This is a genomic window from Flavobacterium rhizophilum (assembly GCF_046000485.1).
GTDB lineage: Bacteria > Bacteroidota > Bacteroidia > Flavobacteriales > Flavobacteriaceae > Flavobacterium > Flavobacterium rhizophilum.
Genome location: NZ_JBELQB010000005.1, coordinates 69,966 through 89,902 on the forward strand (window position 1 = coordinate 69,966; position 19,937 = coordinate 89,902).

The 19,937-nt window shown below is 37.2% G+C and carries 14 protein-coding genes; 9 read left to right on the plus strand and 5 right to left on the minus strand.

What is annotated here, in order from left to right; genetic code table 11:
• Positions 1-6 precede the first annotated feature (6 nt).
• A complete protein-coding gene (locus ABS768_RS07570; protein ID WP_408074362.1) occupies positions 7-2,250 on the plus strand; it encodes a glycoside hydrolase family 3 C-terminal domain-containing protein in 2,244 nt (747 codons plus the stop codon).
• A gap of 9 nt (positions 2,251-2,259) precedes the next feature.
• Complete coding sequence (locus tag ABS768_RS07575; protein ID WP_408074363.1) at positions 2,260-3,762, plus strand: alpha-L-fucosidase; 1,503 nt, start codon at positions 2,260-2,262, stop codon at positions 3,760-3,762.
• Positions 3,763-3,818: 56 nt separating this feature from the next.
• On the opposite strand, the gene ABS768_RS07580 is transcribed toward ABS768_RS07575, so the two are convergent.
• From ABS768_RS07580 to ABS768_RS07590, 3 genes are all read right to left on the minus strand, one after another.
• The gene (locus ABS768_RS07580) at positions 3,819-6,128 is read right to left on the minus strand and encodes a T9SS type A sorting domain-containing protein (RefSeq protein ID WP_408074364.1); all 2,310 of its coding nucleotides are present in this window, start codon (positions 6,126-6,128) and stop codon (positions 3,819-3,821) included.
• 172 nt (positions 6,129-6,300) lie between these two features.
• Positions 6,301-8,043, minus strand: coding sequence for an APC family permease (locus ABS768_RS07585; RefSeq protein ID WP_408074365.1), 1,743 nt, complete (start codon positions 8,041-8,043; stop codon positions 6,301-6,303).
• A gap of 173 nt (positions 8,044-8,216) precedes the next feature.
• Positions 8,217-9,263 carry a hypothetical protein gene (locus tag ABS768_RS07590; RefSeq protein WP_408074366.1) on the minus strand — a complete coding sequence of 349 codons (1,047 nt, stop codon included), beginning with the start codon at positions 9,261-9,263 and terminating at the stop codon, positions 8,217-8,219.
• Positions 9,264-9,782: 519 nt separating this feature from the next.
• Between ABS768_RS07590 and ABS768_RS07595 the strand changes: the two genes are divergently transcribed.
• Complete coding sequence (locus ABS768_RS07595; RefSeq protein ID WP_408074367.1) at positions 9,783-10,457, plus strand: response regulator; 675 nt, start codon at positions 9,783-9,785, stop codon at positions 10,455-10,457.
• Positions 10,458-10,519: 62 nt separating this feature from the next.
• On the opposite strand, the gene ABS768_RS07600 is transcribed toward ABS768_RS07595, so the two are convergent.
• Entirely contained in the window at positions 10,520-12,517 is a 1,998-nt protein-coding gene (locus tag ABS768_RS07600) for a DUF7619 domain-containing protein (protein WP_408074368.1), read from the minus strand.
• Positions 12,518-12,691: 174 nt separating this feature from the next.
• Here ABS768_RS07600 and ABS768_RS07605 point away from each other — a divergent pair, with 174 nt between their 5' ends.
• Complete coding sequence (locus tag ABS768_RS07605; protein WP_408074369.1) at positions 12,692-14,041, plus strand: DEAD/DEAH box helicase; 1,350 nt, start codon at positions 12,692-12,694, stop codon at positions 14,039-14,041.
• A gap of 32 nt (positions 14,042-14,073) precedes the next feature.
• Here ABS768_RS07605 and ABS768_RS07610 read toward each other — a convergent pair whose 3' ends face one another.
• Positions 14,074-15,186 carry a lactonase family protein gene (locus tag ABS768_RS07610; protein WP_408074370.1) on the minus strand — a complete coding sequence of 371 codons (1,113 nt, stop codon included), beginning with the start codon at positions 15,184-15,186 and terminating at the stop codon, positions 14,074-14,076.
• A gap of 116 nt (positions 15,187-15,302) precedes the next feature.
• Here ABS768_RS07610 and ABS768_RS07615 point away from each other — a divergent pair, with 116 nt between their 5' ends.
• From ABS768_RS07615 to ABS768_RS07635, 5 genes are read left to right on the plus strand one after another with little or no spacing between them, the layout of a single operon-like run.
• A complete protein-coding gene (locus ABS768_RS07615; RefSeq protein WP_408074371.1) occupies positions 15,303-17,231 on the plus strand; it encodes a vWA domain-containing protein in 1,929 nt (642 codons plus the stop codon).
• The gene (locus tag ABS768_RS07620; protein WP_408074372.1) at positions 17,228-18,484 is read left to right on the plus strand and encodes a dihydroorotase; all 1,257 of its coding nucleotides are present in this window, start codon (positions 17,228-17,230) and stop codon (positions 18,482-18,484) included. Before ABS768_RS07615 ends, ABS768_RS07620 begins: the two co-directional genes overlap by 4 nt.
• 4 nt (positions 18,485-18,488) lie before the next feature.
• A complete protein-coding gene (locus ABS768_RS07625; RefSeq protein ID WP_408074373.1) occupies positions 18,489-18,935 on the plus strand; it encodes a hypothetical protein in 447 nt (148 codons plus the stop codon).
• A gap of 1 nt (position 18,936) precedes the next feature.
• The gene (locus ABS768_RS07630; RefSeq protein WP_408074374.1) at positions 18,937-19,266 is read left to right on the plus strand and encodes a DUF4870 domain-containing protein; all 330 of its coding nucleotides are present in this window, start codon (positions 18,937-18,939) and stop codon (positions 19,264-19,266) included.
• A gap of 3 nt (positions 19,267-19,269) precedes the next feature.
• Entirely contained in the window at positions 19,270-19,923 is a 654-nt protein-coding gene (locus ABS768_RS07635; RefSeq protein ID WP_408074375.1) for an alpha/beta hydrolase, read from the plus strand.
• Positions 19,924-19,937: the final 14 nt, after the last annotated feature.

A 19,937-nucleotide genomic window follows, 5' to 3' on the forward strand; every position in this document is an offset into this window, starting at 1 on the left:
GCATATATGAAGAATAAGATTTTATGCCTTTCGACCGCACTGGTACTGGTTATAGCCTCGTGCAAAGAAGACAGAACATCAAACGACACGGCAGCTCAGTCGGAAACTGCTCAATATAAGGGTACACCTATGAGTGATGAGTTTGATGCTAAAATAGACTCTATTATAGGGCAAATGACCCTTGAGGAAAAAATAGGCCTTTTACATGGCTACAGCATGTTTACCAACGAAGGTGTGGAACGCCTTGGAGTACCTGAATTGCATATGGCTGACGGTCCGCTTGGTATTCGTGAGGAATTGCAGCGTATGAGCTGGGCTCCGCTTGGACTGGATAACGATTTTGCGACCTACTACCCTGCCGGTGCCGGACTTTCGGCTGCATGGAGCCCTGAATTAGCCCATACCTTTGGTAGAAGTATTGGTGAGGAAGCCCGTGCACGTGGTAAGGATGTATTGCTTGCCCCTGCGTTTAATATTATCCGTACACCGCTTGGAGGACGTACCTATGAGTACATGACAGAAGACCCATTTCTTAACAAAACACTTATTGTACCTTATGTAGTGGGTGTTCAGGAAAATAATGTGGCTGCCTGTATTAAGCACTATGCTGCAAATAATCAGGAAACCAACCGTGGTACAGTAAACGTACTTATGGACGAGCGTACGCTTCGCGAAATATACCTTCCTGCTTTCCATGATGCTGTTGTAAAAGCAAATGCTTACAGTGTTATGGGAGCTTATAATAAGTTTCGTGGGGATTACCTTTGTGAAAACCCATACATGCTACAGGACGTGCTTAGGGACGAATGGGGCTTTAAAGGTGTGGTAATTTCCGACTGGGATGCGGTTCACACTACCAAAAAAGCACTTGAAGCAGGTACTGATCTTGAAATGGGTACAAATGCTCCGTCGTTTGATGAATTCTGGTTTGCTAACCCACTTATCCAGGCTGTTAAAGACGGTAAAGTTACCGAAGCCGAAGTAGACATACATGCCAAAAGAATACTTAAGCTGTTATTCAACGTTAAGGCAATGGGAAATACAGAAAGTCGTGCCAAAGGAAGTCTTGCTACCGAAGCACACTACAAAGATGCCTACAATATTGCAGCCGAATCGGTTGTATTGCTTAAAAACAAAGAAAGCCTTTTACCATTAAATACCCAGGAAGTTAAGAGTATTGCTGTAATTGGCCCTAATGCCACAGCTAAACATGCTCAGGGAGGTTTTGGTGCCGGTGTAAAAACCAGGCGTGAGGTTACTCCGCTTGAGGCTTTAAAAGCGAAACTTCCGGAATCGGTTACTATTAACTATGCCGAAGGTTACAAAACGCTTTTCAAGCCTAAAAAGGAAATGAAGTTTGGTGAGGTAACTCAGGAAGCTAAAGAAACTGTTACCGATGTTGACCCTAAAATGATTGCCGAAGCGGTTGAAGCTGCTAAAAAATCAGACATTGCTATACTGTTTGTGGGTGCTAACCGTGACTATGAGACAGAAGCAAGCGACCGCATTGATCTTAGCCTTCCGTTCGGGCAGGAAAAACTTATAACAGCCGTAAAAGCTGCTAACCCTAAAACAATAGTGGTATTTGTTGCCGGAGCTCCTTATGATATAAATAATGTTGAAAAGGAAAATTCAACTATCGTGTGGAGTTGGTATAACGGATCGGAAGGCGGAAATGCTCTTGCCGATGTTTTATTGGGTACTGTTAACCCGTCAGGTAAACTACCATGGACAATGCCTAAACAATTATCTGACTCTCCTGCACATGCTACTAACAGCTTCCCGGGTGAAGATACTGTAACATATAAAGAAGGAATCCTTGTAGGATACCGTTGGTTTGATACTAAAAATGTAGAGCCGTTATATCCGTTTGGTTATGGTTTATCATATTCTGCTTTTGAGTTGGCTAACGCTACAGCCAATAAAAAATCATACAACGAAGGCGAAACAATTGCCGTTACTGTTGATGTGAAAAACACAGGAAAACACGATGGTAAAGAGGTGGTTCAGTTATATGTTTCCAAAGCCGACTCAACTGTAGAACGCGCTGCTAAAGAACTTAAAGGTTTCAACAAAGTACTGGTTAAAGCGGGTAACAGCGAAAAGGTGACTATAAATGTCCCTGTAAAAGAACTGGCTTACTATGACGAAAACAGCAAAGGCTGGGTAGTTGAAAAAGGAGACTATACTTTCAAACTGGGTAATTCAAGCAAAAACATAACTCAGGAAGTAACGGTAACCATTCAATAAGTTATAATTATGATTAAACGTAACTTATTATACGTATTAACATTTGCAGCCCTAACAGCCTGTTCTCACAAGAAAAAAGAAGAAGAACAGACCAATGGGCCATACCAACCCAACTGGGAGTCCATGAAAGACCACGATGCTACAGCCGAATGGTTTAAGGATGCCAAGTTTGGTATATATGCCCACTGGGGAGTGTTATCGGTACCAGCTTATGCTAACGACTGGTATGCACGCCTTATGCATGTTGAGGGTAGCGACGAAAATAAATACCATGTGGAGACTTACGGCCAGCCATCTGAATTTGGGTACCATGATTTCGTACCGATGTTCAAAGCCGAAAACTTTGATGCTCATGAGTGGGCCAACCTATATGTACAGGCAGGTGCAAAATTTGGCGGTATTGTTGCCGAACACCATGATGGCTGGGCGAACTGGGATAGTAAAATAAATCCGTGGAATGCCAAAAGTATGGGACCCCACAGGGATTTAGTAGGCGAACTTGAAAAAGCCATACATAGCAGAGGATTAAAATTTGTTACCTCGTTCCATATGGCACGTAACCTGCAAATCAATAAAGACAATCCTGATAAATGGCTTGACGATGAATCGTACTTTCCATACAATCCGGATATGCCTACCTCATCGGAAGACCCGAAACTGGCTAAACTATACGGTAATATCCCCAAAAAACAGTTTTACCGCGAATGGCTAGGCCAACTGGTAGAGGTCATTGATAACTACTCCCCTGACCTGATTTATTTTGACGGAAAACTTTCCAAACTACCTGATACCCTTAAAGCTCAGTTCTCAGCTTATTATCTTAACCATGCTGCTAAAGAAGGTAAGCAGGTTATTATAACCCATAAAGAAGGTGAACTGCCAAAAAGCGTAAGTATTGAGGATTTTGAAAAAGGACGTGCCAACCAAATCACTAAGGAGTTTTGGCTTACCGACGAAACCGTATCTGTAGGAAGCTGGAGTTATACAAACGATCTACAGTTAAAAACGGCTAATGATATTGTAGACATTCTAGCCGATATTGTTAGTAAAAACGGAGCACTTATGCTTAACATATCGCCTATGGCAAACGGTACTATTCCGCAAAACCAAAAGGATATACTTATCACTATAGGTAAATGGCTAAAAGTAAACGGAGAAGCTATTTATGGAACCCGTACCTGGGAAGTATTTGGCGAAGGTCCTACCAAACAGGAAAAATCAGGAATGTTCCTGGATAAGCTTGATTACACAGCACAGGATGTTCGTTATACCAAAAAGGATAATGTTATCTATGCTATTGTACTAGGCTGGCCGGGAGAAGGTACTCCGGTTACCTTACAATCATTTACTAAAGAAACCTTAGGTGAAAAAATACCACAGGTTGAAGCTGTTTCGGTATTAGGATCAGATGAAAAAATCAATTTTAATATTGATGATACCGGACTTCATTTTACAACTCCTAAACAAAAAGTAGACGATAAAGCCTTTGTGCTTAAAATTGTTACCAAATAATATAAAAAAGGCAGGGTTTAAGACCCTGCCTTTTTAATCAACTAATATTAAATTCCTTATTCTTTAATAAGTTTGGTTGTAAACATTTTACCCGATGCATCTGCCGCTTTAATAAAGTAAACGCCTTTAGACATACCTGTTATATTTACCGTGTTAGCACCGTTAACAAACTTACCGTTTGCTACTGCCTGTCCTAACATATTATATACAGTATAATTTACATCCGTAAGCTCCTGATTAACAGACACCGTATATATACCTGCCGAAGGATTAGGATACACTGTTATTGGGTTTGTTGTGAAATCTTCAAGGCCTGCCGAATTGTCCAGTCTGAAAGATATCGACTCAGTACTTCCGAAGTCACCTCCCTCAATAATTACATTATTACCTACGGCTACCGAATAATTTCCGCTACCTAATCCATCGCCTCCGGTATCTGTTATAGTAAATGTATAACACGCTTCAGAGTTCATTAGGTATTCGTTAGTATAGCTTTGGTTATTACCATAAGTTGGTGAATTATAAAGCACTAATGGGTTTGAGCCATTATTCATTGTAATTTGCCAGCTTACCTGGCTACCGTTACCATCTGTATTTATATTAACAACAACATTTTGTATTCCGTAAACAGGAGCTACATTAATAATATTAGTAAGTGTATTGTTTTGAGCAAACATATCTTCAGATTCGTTAGGATTTAATACTGTTACAGTAACAATATTTTGTCCGGTAGAAAGTGATAACTCAGGCAGTTCTATTAGCTCTCCTTCATTCTCACCTAAATTACCTGTCCAATCTATTATAATAGGTTCACCATCATTTATAGAATAAGATATTTGAGCTGAAGTAAGGTTTTCAATACCATTATTTATAAGTCTTACTGTTGGCTCTACATTATTACCGCACACTTCATACCCTTTATCAAAAAACAATACTTTAGCATCAATAGCAAAAAGGTTTTGAGGAGGATAGTATCCAATAGATGTTTGACCTGTACCTATAATACCCGCAGGATCCAGCCAGTCTTTTAACCTTGTAGCCGCAGTTCCACCCGTATTCCACGACTTGTCAAACCTACCATAACCAGTACTTTGATCGGTCGCTACCGTACCATTACAAAAATCAGGGTTAGAAACATACCATGCCTGTCCTCTTACAAGTCCGTTATTATCAAACATTGCAGAACCTGATGATCCCTGCTGTAAGCCTGTAAGATCCCATTCTTCAACTGTCCAAACTTCGGCACTTACAGGTCCGTCACCCACATCAACCTGAGTAATTTCTAAGGTAGGTTCATCAAAATCGGCACTAACTTTCATTATATCTCCTCTTGGATGGTGAATTCCGTATAAAAATGGAGGTATAGTAGTACTAATATCCCAGCCTGCCCATTTTAAATCCCATTCTTCCGGTAGTTCAGTAGTAATTTCAACTAAACAAAAATCACTTTGTGTTCTTCTTGCACGTAATACTGCTCCACTCGCCGTTAAATGGTAATCTGTATTTGAAGTACTCCCCGGACTTTCTGCACATACAGGGTTAGGGTTTACCCAATTGAAAAGGAAAGCCCATTGTGCCGGATCGTCACTACCTTCGTAACAGTGATTTGCAGTTAAAAAATATGGTGTGCCGTCTTCGGCTGTATTATTTACAAGAGTTCCGGTACAAAAACCGTTACCACCTGTAATTAGCATAGCAACCGCTTTTTTACTTATTTCTTTTAGGTTTTCTATACCCTCCACATAACAGTCTACATCATAGTGACAGTTACCCGATTGGTTTAAAGAATCGTCAAAAGCAATTTCAGTAAAGGTTTTAGTTCTGTAGCCATGTACAACTTTAAACACTTCCAGCCTTCCCTGTCCGGTTACTGCTGCAGGCTCATAATATTCTATCCAAATATCTTCACCTTTAACAAGCCAGGTACCCAGTATCCTTCTTTCGTTATTTTGTTTCTCGTCATAAGCACCAAGTAAATCAGTTCTGTCATTATTGTACAGATATACTTTTGCTCCTTTAGGGATAAAGTAATCAGAGAAAACAAAGTTCATGGTTTTTGCTCCGTTTGAAGTATAACGGATTCTCCATATTCTGTCACCGTTTTCAAGAGTTTGCCAGCTTCCGCTGTTTTCCAGGTTATTATCAACCAAAAACTCATACCCAAAACGCCATGGTTTATTTTGCTGGGCGTCCCTGATTTTGTCTTCTGCCTGAATGGAATCAAGATTGAATGATGGCATTTGAACGGGAGCTACATCAGGTAATTCTGTCAGTCTCCAGCTTGTAGGCTTTCCGTCATTAGATACTTGTCCGTAAGCTGATGTCATAAACACCAGGGACAACAATAGTAGTTTGATTTTCCTCATAGTTTTTTTTAGTGGTTTCTGTTAATAAAAATATTAACATTCCTTTAAGATAAAAAAAATGAGTTGTTAAAAAAACACAATATGACCAATTTGTAACATATTTCTTAAAAAAACACATTTTCATAACACTACTAATTAAACATAACAAAATAAAAATCAAGAGCTTGTAGTACTACATAATAAGGCGTACACCGCCAAGTTCAGATACCTTGTAAGGGAATTTATCACCCGGCGACCCAATAAACATAAAGTTTTTTGGTATACCCCATTTATTAGATAATTCCTCTATAAGTTCAGGACCAAAGTTACCCTGTATTTCAACAAATTCTATATGTATTTCCGGATAGGCTCTGTCTAATACCTCTAAATCTTTTTTAAGTGCCTCATTACAGGTATTGTCTTTTTTAATATTTACAATCTTCAGTTTTTTAGTGGTTTCATTATCTTCCACATACTGCATAACCTTATTTAGTATAGCAACATCATCTCCTTTAGTAAAGAAAACGAATTCCTGAGAATGCAGCTTACGGTTAATTCTTTCGAGATAACGGTTACTTATAATGGCAAATTTTCTTACCGGTTTATAAAAATAAGACAATACACTTACTGTAGTTCTTATAAGCACTGATCTGTTTAGCATAAGGAAAACAAAAATAAGTGCAGGTATTAAATACTGTATAAATGTATTAAAGGCTTCTTTACTTAAATACATATTACCTATAAACCCTGTAATAATAAAAGCAATAGCTATTACTACAACCAGTCCGTTTGCCTTTTCAGGCCTTGGTAGTTTTCTCCTTTTAATTTTAAGCATAAGGTTACCAATACCAAAAAGTGCCATTACAGCAAGAAAAGAAAAGGTATATACCCCTGCCAGCGATTCAAGGTGTCCTTTTGTAGCTATCATTACTGATATACATAAAATTAAAAACACGATAACTATCCTGTAGCTACTACCATTTTTATTTTCCTTTAAAAAGTAATTAGGTAATATCCTGTCCAGAGTCATACGCTTAAGTAACCCGGATACACCTACAAAAGAGGTAAGTACAGCACCACAAAGTACCAATACAGCATCTATTGATATTACCCACGCCAACCATGAACCACCGGTAGTTTGTCCTAAATAAGCCAAAAGAGACTCTTTATGCTCATCAAGCTCAATTACCGGAATTATAGCAATAAGTATAATAGCAATAACAGGATTGAAGAAACTTACTATAGCCCACATATTGCGAAGCGTTTTCCTGAAAACTCCCGGTTGTTGCTCTTCCACAAAGTTTGCCGAACTCTCAAACCCTGAGATACCCAGCATTGCTGCCGAGAAGCCCAAAAATAATGTATAAGCAATACCTTGTGGGTGTGAGGGTAGTTTCCAGTTTATAGAAAAGGTTGCGGTACCGTGATTAAGTATAAAAAATAGCGCAGTACCGACCAATAATGTTAATGATATTAAGTGTATTATAAAAATAAATACGGCTACTGCTGCTGATTCCCCTATACCTACAATAGCTATACATGTAAATATAAGCAATACTATTGCCGTAGCAATTTGTACATTGAGACCAGTAAAGATATTATGAAGATAATGCATAGCTTCACTGGCAGATATGACCGCTGTTGCCATGTATGATAGTACCGTTAATATAGCCGCTATAGATGCAATACGTTTACTGGAAGTGTTAAGCAAAACATTGTATGCACCTCCATTTAAGGGTAAAGCCCCTACTACTTCTCCATATATTTTTCTAAACATAAACAATACTACTGCAACAACAAGTAACGAAATCCAGGCATACTGACCTGCATAACCAATAGTAAGTGCCGATACATATAAACAGGAAGAGCTAATATCGTTACCACAAATAGCTGTTGCCTGTAACTCATTTAGCTTATGCACTATTTTATCTTTCATAGTAAGGTTAAATTATATTCAAAAAGTAGGGTTAAATTACAGCTTCATAAATTTTAATCGAAGTAAATTAACAAAAAAATACGCATTGTTTAAAAACTGTTTTCCTTAAAACAGAAAAAGTCCCCGTTTTACGGGGACTTTTTATCTATAAAATGATTATGTTTTAATACTGATTATGGCAAGCTGTTTAGCATATTAATAACATCTGCCTGTGTAGCCGTTACCAGAGATCCTGCATTAACAACATAAACGCCATTAGGTGTTATAGTAATTGTTTGTACTGCATAAATCCACTGACCGCCCTGCCCTGATACAAAAATAATATGGCATTGTTCTCCTACTGGTAACAGATTATATGTTTCTCCAAAAAGTTGTGTTCCCTGATCGTAATGATCTAATGAAACTAACATATTTTGCTGACCTTCAAAAGCAAGATAAACTTTTGAGTTAGTATCATCAAAACCATTTGGCACATCAACAAAAATAGTAGTTTTTTCGTTTGGATACTCAGCAAGTTTATCAATATTACACCATCCGAATTCTCTTAATTTAAGTATATACTCTCCGTTTTCAACAGGGACATCCTTATCTCCTTCACCGTTATCATCATCACCATCACCGGCTTCATCCTCATCCCAGGTAACATCGCCTTCATCATCGCTTTCACCGTCACCATCAGTATCTTCCTGATCTCCTGTCCATGAAGTCATATCCTCATCAGGCTCACCTCCGGTAAGCTCTGCCGGTACTTCAAGTTGGTATTCTGCTCCTTCGTCAATATTCTCACCTTCTTCAGTTGTCATATTAACATAAAACTCTCCACCTGAGATAAGTGGCTGTGGCCTTGTATCATCTTCAGACTGTGGCTGATTTGTTAAACCAGATGTGGTTTTGTTTGCTGTTAGCATAGCGCCTCTGCCAAAAACTTCAGCATACTCAACTACAACCGGCCCAAAATAAGGTTGTCCGCCTACTTTTAATGTGGCAGTTTTTACCCTAATCTTCACGCCGCTTTTTACCTCTACTAAAGCTTCTTCACCATTAGCTTCAAAAACAAATTTTTGTTTTAGATCTTTCATAGCGTTTGCCTGTAAATTGGCAATAGAATACTCTTCTGATGCTTTAAGTGTAAAATCGTTTGTGTTTTGGTTTTCATCTTTGCTACATGCCGCAAACACCAGTGCTGCACAAGCGCCCAAAATAAATAATTTGGTTTTCATAAAAAGTAATAATTAATTGGTTAGACATTAAGCAGTTATGGTTTGTTTTTAACCGCTTATCTAAGATAGCTTTACAAGCAACCATTTAGTTATAAATCAATTAGTTATCGATATAATTAAACTTTTTATCTATTAAAATCACTTTTTGTTATATATTAAACCACCCTTAAATGTTAATAAAACATCAATTTTATTGATTTTAACCTTTTTTAAAACTCCAAAATAGAATATATTGATTCATTTTATTAAAAAAACAAAAATAAAACAACTATATGCAGTTCATCTATATTTATAAACAACACATAGATATATTTTGTTCCTTAATACTGAATATTCTATTTTTGAAGAAAGTAAATTAAAGCCTATTGCCTATAGTAAAAACAAAACATAAGATGTTTCTTACTATTTTTGCATACATATAAACTTGTATGTAAAGATGACCTCCTGCCACTACTACCTTAATGCTATATAAAATACCGGAGTATAGCTTTTAAACCTAAACCAATCCCACACCTAACTATGAAACAAATTATTACCGCAATAGTAGATGACGACAATTTAGTCTCCAAACTTCTTGAAAGTTATCTTAATAATCAGGAAAACATAGTTGTTAATTTCACAGCAGAAAACGGCAACGAGCTCTTATTAAAACTTAAAGAGTCTTCAAAACTGCCCGATGTAGTACTTTTAGACCTTAAGATGAAAGAAATGGACGGTACTGAAATTACCCGTATACTAAAATCAGAGTATCCGTCTATTAAAATTATGGTGATGTCTTCTCATTATCAAAAAACCTTTTTAGACTTTATGATAAAAAGCGGCGTGGCTGCATTTATTCCGAAAGGTATTTCACCCACTTTACTTATCAAGGCTATAGAAACTGTTCATAAAAACGGAGTATATTTTCTTGATGATCAAATAACTAACATCAAAGAAGAAATACATGATAAAGAAGAACTTTCTATACTAGAAGACGATAAACTATTAACAGAGAGGGAAAAAGAGATATTACGACTTATATCTATGCAAAAAACTGCAAAAGAAATAGGTGAAATACTTACCATAACTCCCAGAACAGTTGAAGGACATAAAAACAATATTTTTATTAAAACCGGAACCAAAAACATTGCCGGACTTGTTATTTATGCTATACAGCACCATATAGTAACGACCGAGGAGTTACCGCTTATATAAAATATTTAAAGCAAAAAAGCGGATTAAATAGTCCGCTTTTTTATTCAACTCAGATTATAAAACTACTCGATCATTAGTTTTTTAGTTTGTTTTTTACCGTCTGTCGTCAGTGTAACAAAGTACATTCCCGATGTTAAAGCAGACACATCAAAACTGTTTTCGCTATTGCTAATTTTTTTAGCAAGTACAATTTTGCCCGAAATATCACTTACCGATATAGTAACTGAATTAGTAACTGAATTAGTAACTGAATTAGTAACTGAATCACCAAAAGCAATATTTACAATATTTTTGGCTGGATTTGGGTATAATGCAAACTGATTAATGATGTTATCTCCCAGTCCCATTATTGACTGAATTTCGGTAGTGGCAGTATTGGTAACAATGGCCTCATTAAAGTCAAAGTAAATAGAAGCTGTTGCTTCAAAAATATCGCCTACCTCAGCACCAGTTTTAGGTTTAATCCTGTAAGCAATATAACCATGACTTTCCGGCTCATTTACCTCTTCACCAGGTAAGTTTATGTTGTCAAAAATAAACTGAACTGTATTATTCTCCATCTCCACCCTATAATCGTGGCTTGCTGATAATGGTTGTAAGGTTTCCCAGTCTAGCTTATCGTCAAGAACATCTTCAATCCTTACATTGATAGCATCAGCGTTACCTGTGTTTTGAAAACGTATATAGTAATTAAGATAACCGTCGGCCTGCTCTTCGGTAATATAGTCACCTTCACGGCACGCTATATCATTGGGATCATAAGAATTAACGGCTATAAGGGTTAACACATCCTCGTTATTAGACATGTCAATATCATCACCATCTGTAGTAACATTTGCTGTAAATATAACTTCGTCACCAAGATTAACTGTAGGTGGCTGTTCTACTAAAAACTCCATATAATAAACAAGGTATTGTGCTCCTTGCAGTCCGCTATAATTTGCAGATAATGTATTACCGGACTGTGACATACCAGGTACAGAATTTACAAAACTTACCAAAGAATCGTCAAATTCAAGTGAAACGGTACCATTTGCAGTAGTATTACCTAAATTATGTACTACCATATACCCATACATTGGGAATCCCGGTCTTGGTGCCTGCATAATTAAATAAACACTTACATCATCAAAAGGTTCCGGTGATTCAAGGCAAAAATAAATATCCTCAAATACACCTGGTGCAGTAAGCTGATAAGATATAGGTTCAGCAACATAAGTATAAACGCCCTGTCCCAGTACGCTTATTTCATTAACACCGTCGGGAACGTTATAAAATGTATAATGGCCATTTTCATCTGTATAGGTATAAAAAACATCATTATCATGAATCATCCTCACCATTACGTTTGCCGCCGGTGGCCCGTCAATACAGCCAGAGTCAGCCATGTCTCCAAATCGCAAATCACCCGACACAGTGCTGTCTGTACATTCTATTTCAGATAAATAAATAACAACCAATGTATAACATCCTGAGATGTTGTCTTCTATTCTTACCCAAATCATTTCAATTTCATCGGGATTCCATTCAAACGCATCAGGATTGGCCAAGGCATTTGTCCCCATTTCAGAATCGGTAGCTCCTAAATAATAACTAAAGCTATACCCCGCATTATCCAGAATTTCACCTTCCTTACTTGTTAAATCAACAGTATAAGTAGTAGCATTTTCATCCAGGCAAACTATCAGATCTGAAGGCTCACTGGCAGGAATACTTTGCCATGAGGAAATAATAAGGTTAAACGAGGTAACATCATAAGTATTTACATCTTCCATACTGGTTAAACGCGCATAAACAATAGAGGTCATCTCATTAGGAACATACGATTGGGGAATATCAATTGGGTTAGTGTTAGCTTCAGCTTCTGTTTCTGTTTCAAAATAAGCTACGGTATAATTGTTAGGAGAATAGTTTCCTAAAATAGTAACATCCTGCTGGGTTAGATCAAAAACTTCTAATCCGCATTGCACTATATCAGGCGGCTGGGTTGCTACTACTTGAGTAAAACCATTAACTCCGATAAAAAACAATAAGGTTAGAAAAAATAATTTTCGTTTCATAACATTGTTGGGTTTGGTTAAAATTTCATTTTTTTTTCAAAAAATCAGCTGATATATTAACAAAACAACTAAAAACTCAAATCCCCTACTTTAAAATCTAATTTAATTTTATACCCTACTTACAATAAGGCAGTAGTTAACTTTTATAACTATCTTTGCACAAAATAAAATGTAATGACCACATTTCACGATCTCGATTTACCTAAATCGCTTCAAAAAGCATTAGACGAACTTGGGTTTGAAAACCCTACTCCTATTCAGGTAAAATCGATGCCTGTTATACTATCGGGCCGCGATATGATGGGTATTGCACAAACCGGTACCGGTAAAACCTTTGCTTACCTGCTTCCTATTTTAAAACAATGGAAATTTGCCCCTACAGATACTCCCCGTGTAGTAGTAATAGTACCTACCCGTGAGCTTGTTGTACAGGTTGTTGAAGAAGTAGAGAAGCTTACAAAGTACATGTCTGTACGTGCATTGGGTGTATATGGTGGTACTAACATTAATACACAGAAAAACTTAGTGTATCAGGGTGTAGACATTTTAGTAGGTACACCTGGTAGGTTAATGGATCTTGCACTTGATAATGTGGTTCGTTTTGATAACCTGCAAAAGCTTATCATCGATGAGTTTGACGAGATACTTAACCTTGGATTCCGTTTTCAGGTTACCTCTATCCTTTCCATGATGAAACAAAAAAGGCAAAACATACTCTTCTCGGCTACAATGACCGATGATGTGGATGAAATGCTTGATGAATTTTTTGATTTCCCCGAAGAGGTTTCACTGGCAGCATCGGGTACGCCACTGGAAAAAATACAACAGCTTGGTTACCGTGTACCTAACTTCCTTACCAAAATAAACGTATTAAAGCGTTTATTGGAAGTGGATGAAAACATGAGCCGCATACTGGTATTTTTGAACAACAAAAAAACAGCCGACATTTTAATGGAACAGCTTGAAGAAGCTTTCCCTGAACAGTTTGGCGTTATCCATTCTAACAAGTCACAAAACTACAGGCTTAATACCATGGCTACTTTCCAGGAAGGTAACCTTAGAGGTATAGTTACTACCGATGTTATGGCGCGTGGTTTGGATATATCTGATGTTACCCATGTTATCAATATGGAATTCCCTGAGGTGGAAGAGCAATACATTCACCGTATAGGTCGTACGGGTCGTGCCGATAAAACAGGTATAGCCATAAGTTTTATAACCCCTAAAGAAGAGGAACTGCTTATTGAAACTGAACTCTTAATGGAAAAGGAGATTGAAATGCTCCCTATGCCGGAAGATATTGAGGTGGCAGAAAGACTCCTTGAATTTGAAAAAGACAAAAAGAAAATAAAATTCCTTTTAAAAAGACCTAAACTGGAAGGTGGAGCCGCTTATCATGATAAGAAGGATAAAAATAAAAAGGTTAACCTTGGTGGTCCGGGTAAAAGAAACCCAAGAAAAACAAAACCACGTAACAGGGCTGCCGAAAAGAAAAAGTCACAAAAAAAGAAAAGAGGGAAATAATCCCTCTTTCTTTTTTTTATATCTCTTATAACTTATTTTGCTGCTGTAAATACCAAACATACAGGTGAGCAAAGCTCAATGCATTTCTCTGTATCAGTAAGCATACCTGTCGTTCTATCCCTTTTAAAAATGATAACATCGTTGCTAATTTGGTTAGCAACCAGCAGGTAATCCTCTTTAGGGCCAAAGGCAAAATTTCTTGGTCCTATTCCTTCGGTAGTGGCTTGTTGCACAAGGTTTATCTTTCCGTTAGCATGTACCCTAAACACAGAAATAGTATTGGCATCTCCCCTGTTTGTCGCATATAAAAACTTACCGTCATGTGATATATGAATATCGGCAGCTCCTGTTTGACCTGTAAAATACGGAGTTATAATTGTACTTTCCTGTACCTTTTCAATTTTACCTTTTACATAGCTAAAAACGGTTAAAGTACCGTCCAGCTCCTGTAATACATAAAAGAAAACATTGTTAGGACTAAACACCAAATGTCTCGGTCCGCTTCCCTTTTTAACCTCTACTGTATCGGCTAATACTAGTATTTTACTACCATCGGTAGCGTTTTTATTGTATTTATAAACAGATATCTTATCAGTACCTAAGTCATTGGCAAAAACATAGTTTTTATCTGGTGAAAAGTAAACCATGTGCACATGAGGGCCTTCCTGACGGTCTTTATTAATACCGCTACCACTGTGCTTTATTACCTGTTTGGCCTTTGTAAGTCCGCCATGCTTATCCTTACCAAAAACCGCTATGGTACCTCCGGTATAATTGGCAACAATAACATGCTTATCATCATTAATTATATAGCATGGATCGGCTCCTTTAGAGTCCTTTTTATTAATAAATTCAATCTCTCCGCTTGAAGCACTATAATTAAATGCGCTTACAGTACTTTCCTCCCCGTTTTCGTTAACGCTGTATAAAAATTTATTATCGGCAGAAACCGTTATATAACTAGGATTAATAACTCCTTCAGAACTGTTTTTTAAAGTAGCTTCACCTGTTTTGGTATTAAAATCATAAACATAAATCCCTTCGCTCTCGCAGGCATTGGTATAGGTTCCTATAATCAGGTTGTAATTGTCCTGTGCATGTAAACTAATGCATCCTAACAAAATAAGTAATCGGGTAATTTTCATGAGTGCAAATTAATGATAACAAAAATAGGGTATTTAAATATTATGTGAAATTTATACTGTAGTTATGCACTTTCATTTAGAATAAAAATTTGTATTTTTGACAAACTTTCAACTAAATGCAGTTCAAACATCCGGAAATCCTTTACTTCTTATTCCTATTGGTAATCCCTGTTCTGGTACACTTGTTCCAGCTGCGACGCTTTCAGAAAGAGTACTTTACAAACGTACGTTTCCTTAAGGAACTCAACATGCAAACCCGCAAGAGTTCTAAAATCAAGAAATGGCTTTTACTTTTTACAAGGCTGTTATTACTTGCCTGCCTTATCCTTGCTTTTGCACAGCCGTTTTTCAAAGCCAGCGACGATAACAACAAGAGTAACGAAATGGTTATCCTGCTGGACAACTCCTTTTCCATGCAGGCCAAAGGCAGTAAAGGCGAACTGCTTAAAAGAGCCGTACAGGATATACTGGAAAACACACCCGAAGATCAGCAGTTTTCCCTTATAACACCAACAAATGCTTACTGGGACACCGATGTAAAATCCATACAAAAAGAGTTACAGAATATTAATTACGGTTCGGTACCTTTTAATCCTGATTTCCTGATTACAAAAGCCGAGACAAAAAAGCCTAACACAGGTAAGGATATAGTGGTTATTACCGATGCTGTTAACCTCGAAAGCCAAAGTATCAGTAAACTTGATCCAAAATCTCCCGTCTACTTTATAGTACCCGAAGCCCAAAACAAAAACAACGTGGCGGTAGATAGCGTATACATATACCAAACACTGGAAAACTTCTATGAGATTGCAGTTGACCTAAAAGCAAACGGAACGGTTAACGATGAAACTTCTGTAGCGCTATATAACGGTAAAGAGCTCACAGCAAAAATACTGGTTACTTTTGATCAGCCGTCAAAAACACTAAACTTTACCATCCCTAAAAAAGATTTTCATGGTTATGTATCGGTAACAGATAACAGCCTTGCTTACGATAATGAGTACTATTTCAGTATCTCAAAACCCGAAAAATCTAATGTTCTGGCTATTGGTGATGAAGAGAAAAACAAATTCCTTTCGCGCATTTATACCGATGACGATTTTGTATTTAACTCAGTACAGCCCGGCAGTGTAGACTATAACAGCCTTGAAAAACAGGATGCTATTATACTTAATGAGCTGAATGAGATTCCACAGGCACTTATCACAACATTAAAATCGATTTACGAAAAAGGAGGTAATATTATTATAATCCCTTCGGCAGAAGCATCTGTACAAAGCCTTAATAACCTTATGGCTTCTTTTGGTAATGCATCACTTCTTACCCTTAACAACAATGAAAGGCAGATAACCAAAATATCATTTAGCCATCCGTTATACCAAACCGTATTTGAAAGACAAATTAAAAACTTCCAGTACCCTAAGGTAAATAACTCATTTACAATTAAAGGAACAGCACTACCCGTACTATCGTATGCCGATCAGACTCCGTTCCTGGTATCGTTAACCAACAGGCTGGGTAATGTATACCTATTCTCCTCTCCTATCAATAAACAAAATACCAATTTCCAAAACTCTCCGCTTATTGTACCTACCTTTTACAACATGGCACAAAACAATAACAAAACCGGAGTTTTTGCATACAAGATAGGAGAAAATCAGAGCCTTATTATAGATGCACTGTTATCTAAAGATGAAGTGGTAACCGTAAAAAACGATGTGAGCGACTTTATCCCAATGCAGCAAATACTAAACAACAAGATAAAACTATCGTTTGGTGATTATCCTGAAATTGCAGGAAACTACAGTGTAGTGAAAAATGATAATGTATTAAAGAACATCAGTTTTAACTACCCAAGGACAGAAAGTGATCTCAACCTGCAAAACAGCAACATTGTAAAAGACTATACAAAAACAGATTCTGTTTCAACCGTATACAACGATATTAAATCACTAAGGACTGCCAGCGAATTATGGAAATGGTTTATTATTGGCGCGCTGGCACTCCTGTTACTTGAACTCTTTATCCAAAAATTTGTAAAATGAACCTGATCTTTAAAAACGCTACCATTATTGATAAAAACAGCAAATTCAACAATCAGGCTGTTGATATTAAAGTAGAAAATGGTGTAATAACTAAAATAGCTAAAGATATTGCCGAAGAAGCAAATTTTGAAGTTATACAGCTGGATAACCTTCACATTTCACGCGGATGGTTTGACAGTTCTGTAAGCCTTGGCGAACCTGGTTATGAGGATAGGGAAACTATTAAAAACGGACTTAACGTGGCTGCCCGAAGCGGTTTTACAAACATAGCCCTGCAGCCTAACGCAAACCCTATTGCCGATACTCAGGCAGATATAAGCTTTTTATTAAGTAAAGGACACAATGCCGCCACATCGCTACACCCTATAGGTGCACTTACTAAAAACAGCGAAGGACTTGATATAGCCGAACTTTTTGACATGCAAAATGCCGGAGCCGTTGCTTTTGGCGATTACAATAAAGACCTTCCGGACGCAAACCTTTTAAAGATTGCATTACAGTATGCTCAAGATTTTGACGGACTGGTAATCACTTTTTGTCAGGACAGTAAAATTAAAGGTAAAGGTGTGGTACACGAAGGTTTTGTTAGCACCCGTTTAGGTTTAAAAGGTATACCTGCCCTTGCCGAGGAGTTACAGGTAGCGCGGAACCTTTACCTGTTAGAATATACAGGTGGTAAAATGCATATCCCTACTGTATCTACAGGGAAATCGGTACAACTTATAAGAGAGGCTAAAGCAAAAGGACTTAACGTAACCTGCAGTGTTGCTGTACATCACCTTGTACTTACAGATGATACACTGGTTAACTTTGACACCCGTTACAAAGTAGCTCCGCCATTGCGACCTGAAAACGAGAGAAAAGCACTTCTAGAAGGTGTTCTTGACGGAACCATAGATATGATTACCAGCGACCATAATCCTCTTGATATCGAGCTAAAGAAAATGGAGTTCGATATGGCTAAAAATGGTACTATAGGACTGGAAACAGCCTTTGGAGCACTTGCCAATATACTGCCGGTTGATATTATAGTTGAAAAACTTACTGCCGGTAAAAGTATATTTAAAATTGAAGATCACGGTATGGAAGAAGGCGCAACTGCATCGTTCACCCTATTTACTACAGAAGGAAACCATACTTTTACAAAAGCCGACATCCTTTCAAAATCAAAAAACTCTGCTTTCTTAGGTCAGCAGTTAAAAGGTAAGGCATATGGTGTATACCATAACGGAAAACTAATTATAAACGAATAGAATTATGAAGTCACCTGTCCATTTTCTAATCACAGTTTTTTGCGCGTTAACAATATGTTCCTGCCAAAAGACAAAAGAAACTATTAATAAAGGCGGAGAAGCTGTTGGGGAAACTGCTACCGAATTTATTGAAGGGGTTAGCGAAGGTGTTGACAGGACTTTAGAGTGTAAAATAAACCTATCTGAAAAACTTATTAATGAAGGTATTAAAACCGGTAAGTTTTACATTGAAGATGAAGGCAATAGTAAAGACAATAAACTGGTAATTTATATTATTACCGAAAAGGCTGTTAATGATACACTTACTTTTACAGTAAAAGACAAAAAAGGTGTTGAGTTTGGTCGTGAAAAACTGGTTCTTAATACAAAGGCCGGAGATGCATCTTACTATGATGTAGTATTTGATACACGAACAGATATAGAAGTAAAAAGCACAATAGAAATATATTAAAATGAATACACAACCTGAAGAAAATAACGGAAAAAAACATGCTATAATAAGCTATATAACTATTTTTGGAACTATAATAGCAATGATACTAAACAGTGAAAAGAAAGATCCTTTTGCTTCATTCCACATCAGGCAGGCACTGGGGTTAATGCTTGGATTTTTAGCATTAGGATATCCTGTAGGTTTTTTTAACAGTTGGATGGTAAGCTCAGCTTTCTACCTTTTCTTCTTCATCTTATGGATCTTTGGTTTCATAGGTGCATTACAGGGACAAATGAACCTTGTACCTATACTTGGTCCTTTTTTCCAAAAACTATTTAAAAGCATTTAATCAATGAGTAACTCATTATACTATTTAATACGAGAGCCTAAAGTAAAACAGGAAAAGAATCCTTTAATACTGCTACTACACGGTTACGGTAGTAATGAAGAAGATTTGTTCTCGTTTGCAGGACAGCTTCCGGAAGAGTATTATATTATTTCGGCAAGAGCGCCATACAACATCCCTCCTTACGGAAATGCATGGTATGCTATTAATTTTGATTCGGATATGAATAAATTTTCCGATGACAATCAGGCAATAGAATCAAGGGAACTTATCGTTAAGTTTATTGACGAGCTTATAGACCAATACCCTATTGATGCTCAAAAAGTAACCCTTCTTGGGTTTAGCCAGGGAGCTATATTAAGCTATTCCATAGCACTAACCTATCCTGAAAAAATTGACCGTGTTGTAGCCCTTAGCGGATACCTTAACATGGACATTATAGACAAAGGTTTTAACACTAACGATATCTCTAAGCTACGCTTCTTTATTTCTCACGGAGTGGTAGATCAGGTTATCCCTGTAGACTGGGCACGTAAAGCACCGGAGGTTTTAAAAGACCTTAAGCTGGATGTGGAATATCATGAATACCCTGTAGGACATGGTGTAACACCACAAAACTTTTACGACCTGTTAAGTTGGATAAACAAGACTAATAGATAATAAAAAAGGCGGTT

Coding starts and splice junctions, on each gene's coding strand:
- ABS768_RS07570 (WP_408074362.1), top strand. CDS start 7: ATGAAGAATAAGATTTTATGCCTTTCGACCGCACTGGTACTGGTTATA.
- ABS768_RS07575 (WP_408074363.1), top strand. CDS start 2,260: ATGATTAAACGTAACTTATTATACGTATTAACATTTGCAGCCCTAACA.
- ABS768_RS07580 (WP_408074364.1), bottom strand. CDS start 6,128: ATGAGGAAAATCAAACTACTATTGTTGTCCCTGGTGTTTATGACATCA.
- ABS768_RS07585 (WP_408074365.1), bottom strand. CDS start 8,043: ATGAAAGATAAAATAGTGCATAAGCTAAATGAGTTACAGGCAACAGCT.
- ABS768_RS07590 (WP_408074366.1), bottom strand. CDS start 9,263: ATGAAAACCAAATTATTTATTTTGGGCGCTTGTGCAGCACTGGTGTTT.
- ABS768_RS07595 (WP_408074367.1), top strand. CDS start 9,783: ATGAAACAAATTATTACCGCAATAGTAGATGACGACAATTTAGTCTCC.
- ABS768_RS07600 (WP_408074368.1), bottom strand. CDS start 12,517: ATGAAACGAAAATTATTTTTTCTAACCTTATTGTTTTTTATCGGAGTT.
- ABS768_RS07605 (WP_408074369.1), top strand. CDS start 12,692: ATGACCACATTTCACGATCTCGATTTACCTAAATCGCTTCAAAAAGCA.
- ABS768_RS07610 (WP_408074370.1), bottom strand. CDS start 15,186: ATGAAAATTACCCGATTACTTATTTTGTTAGGATGCATTAGTTTACAT.
- ABS768_RS07615 (WP_408074371.1), top strand. CDS start 15,303: ATGCAGTTCAAACATCCGGAAATCCTTTACTTCTTATTCCTATTGGTA.
- ABS768_RS07620 (WP_408074372.1), top strand. CDS start 17,228: ATGAACCTGATCTTTAAAAACGCTACCATTATTGATAAAAACAGCAAA.
- ABS768_RS07625 (WP_408074373.1), top strand. CDS start 18,489: ATGAAGTCACCTGTCCATTTTCTAATCACAGTTTTTTGCGCGTTAACA.
- ABS768_RS07630 (WP_408074374.1), top strand. CDS start 18,937: ATGAATACACAACCTGAAGAAAATAACGGAAAAAAACATGCTATAATA.
- ABS768_RS07635 (WP_408074375.1), top strand. CDS start 19,270: ATGAGTAACTCATTATACTATTTAATACGAGAGCCTAAAGTAAAACAG.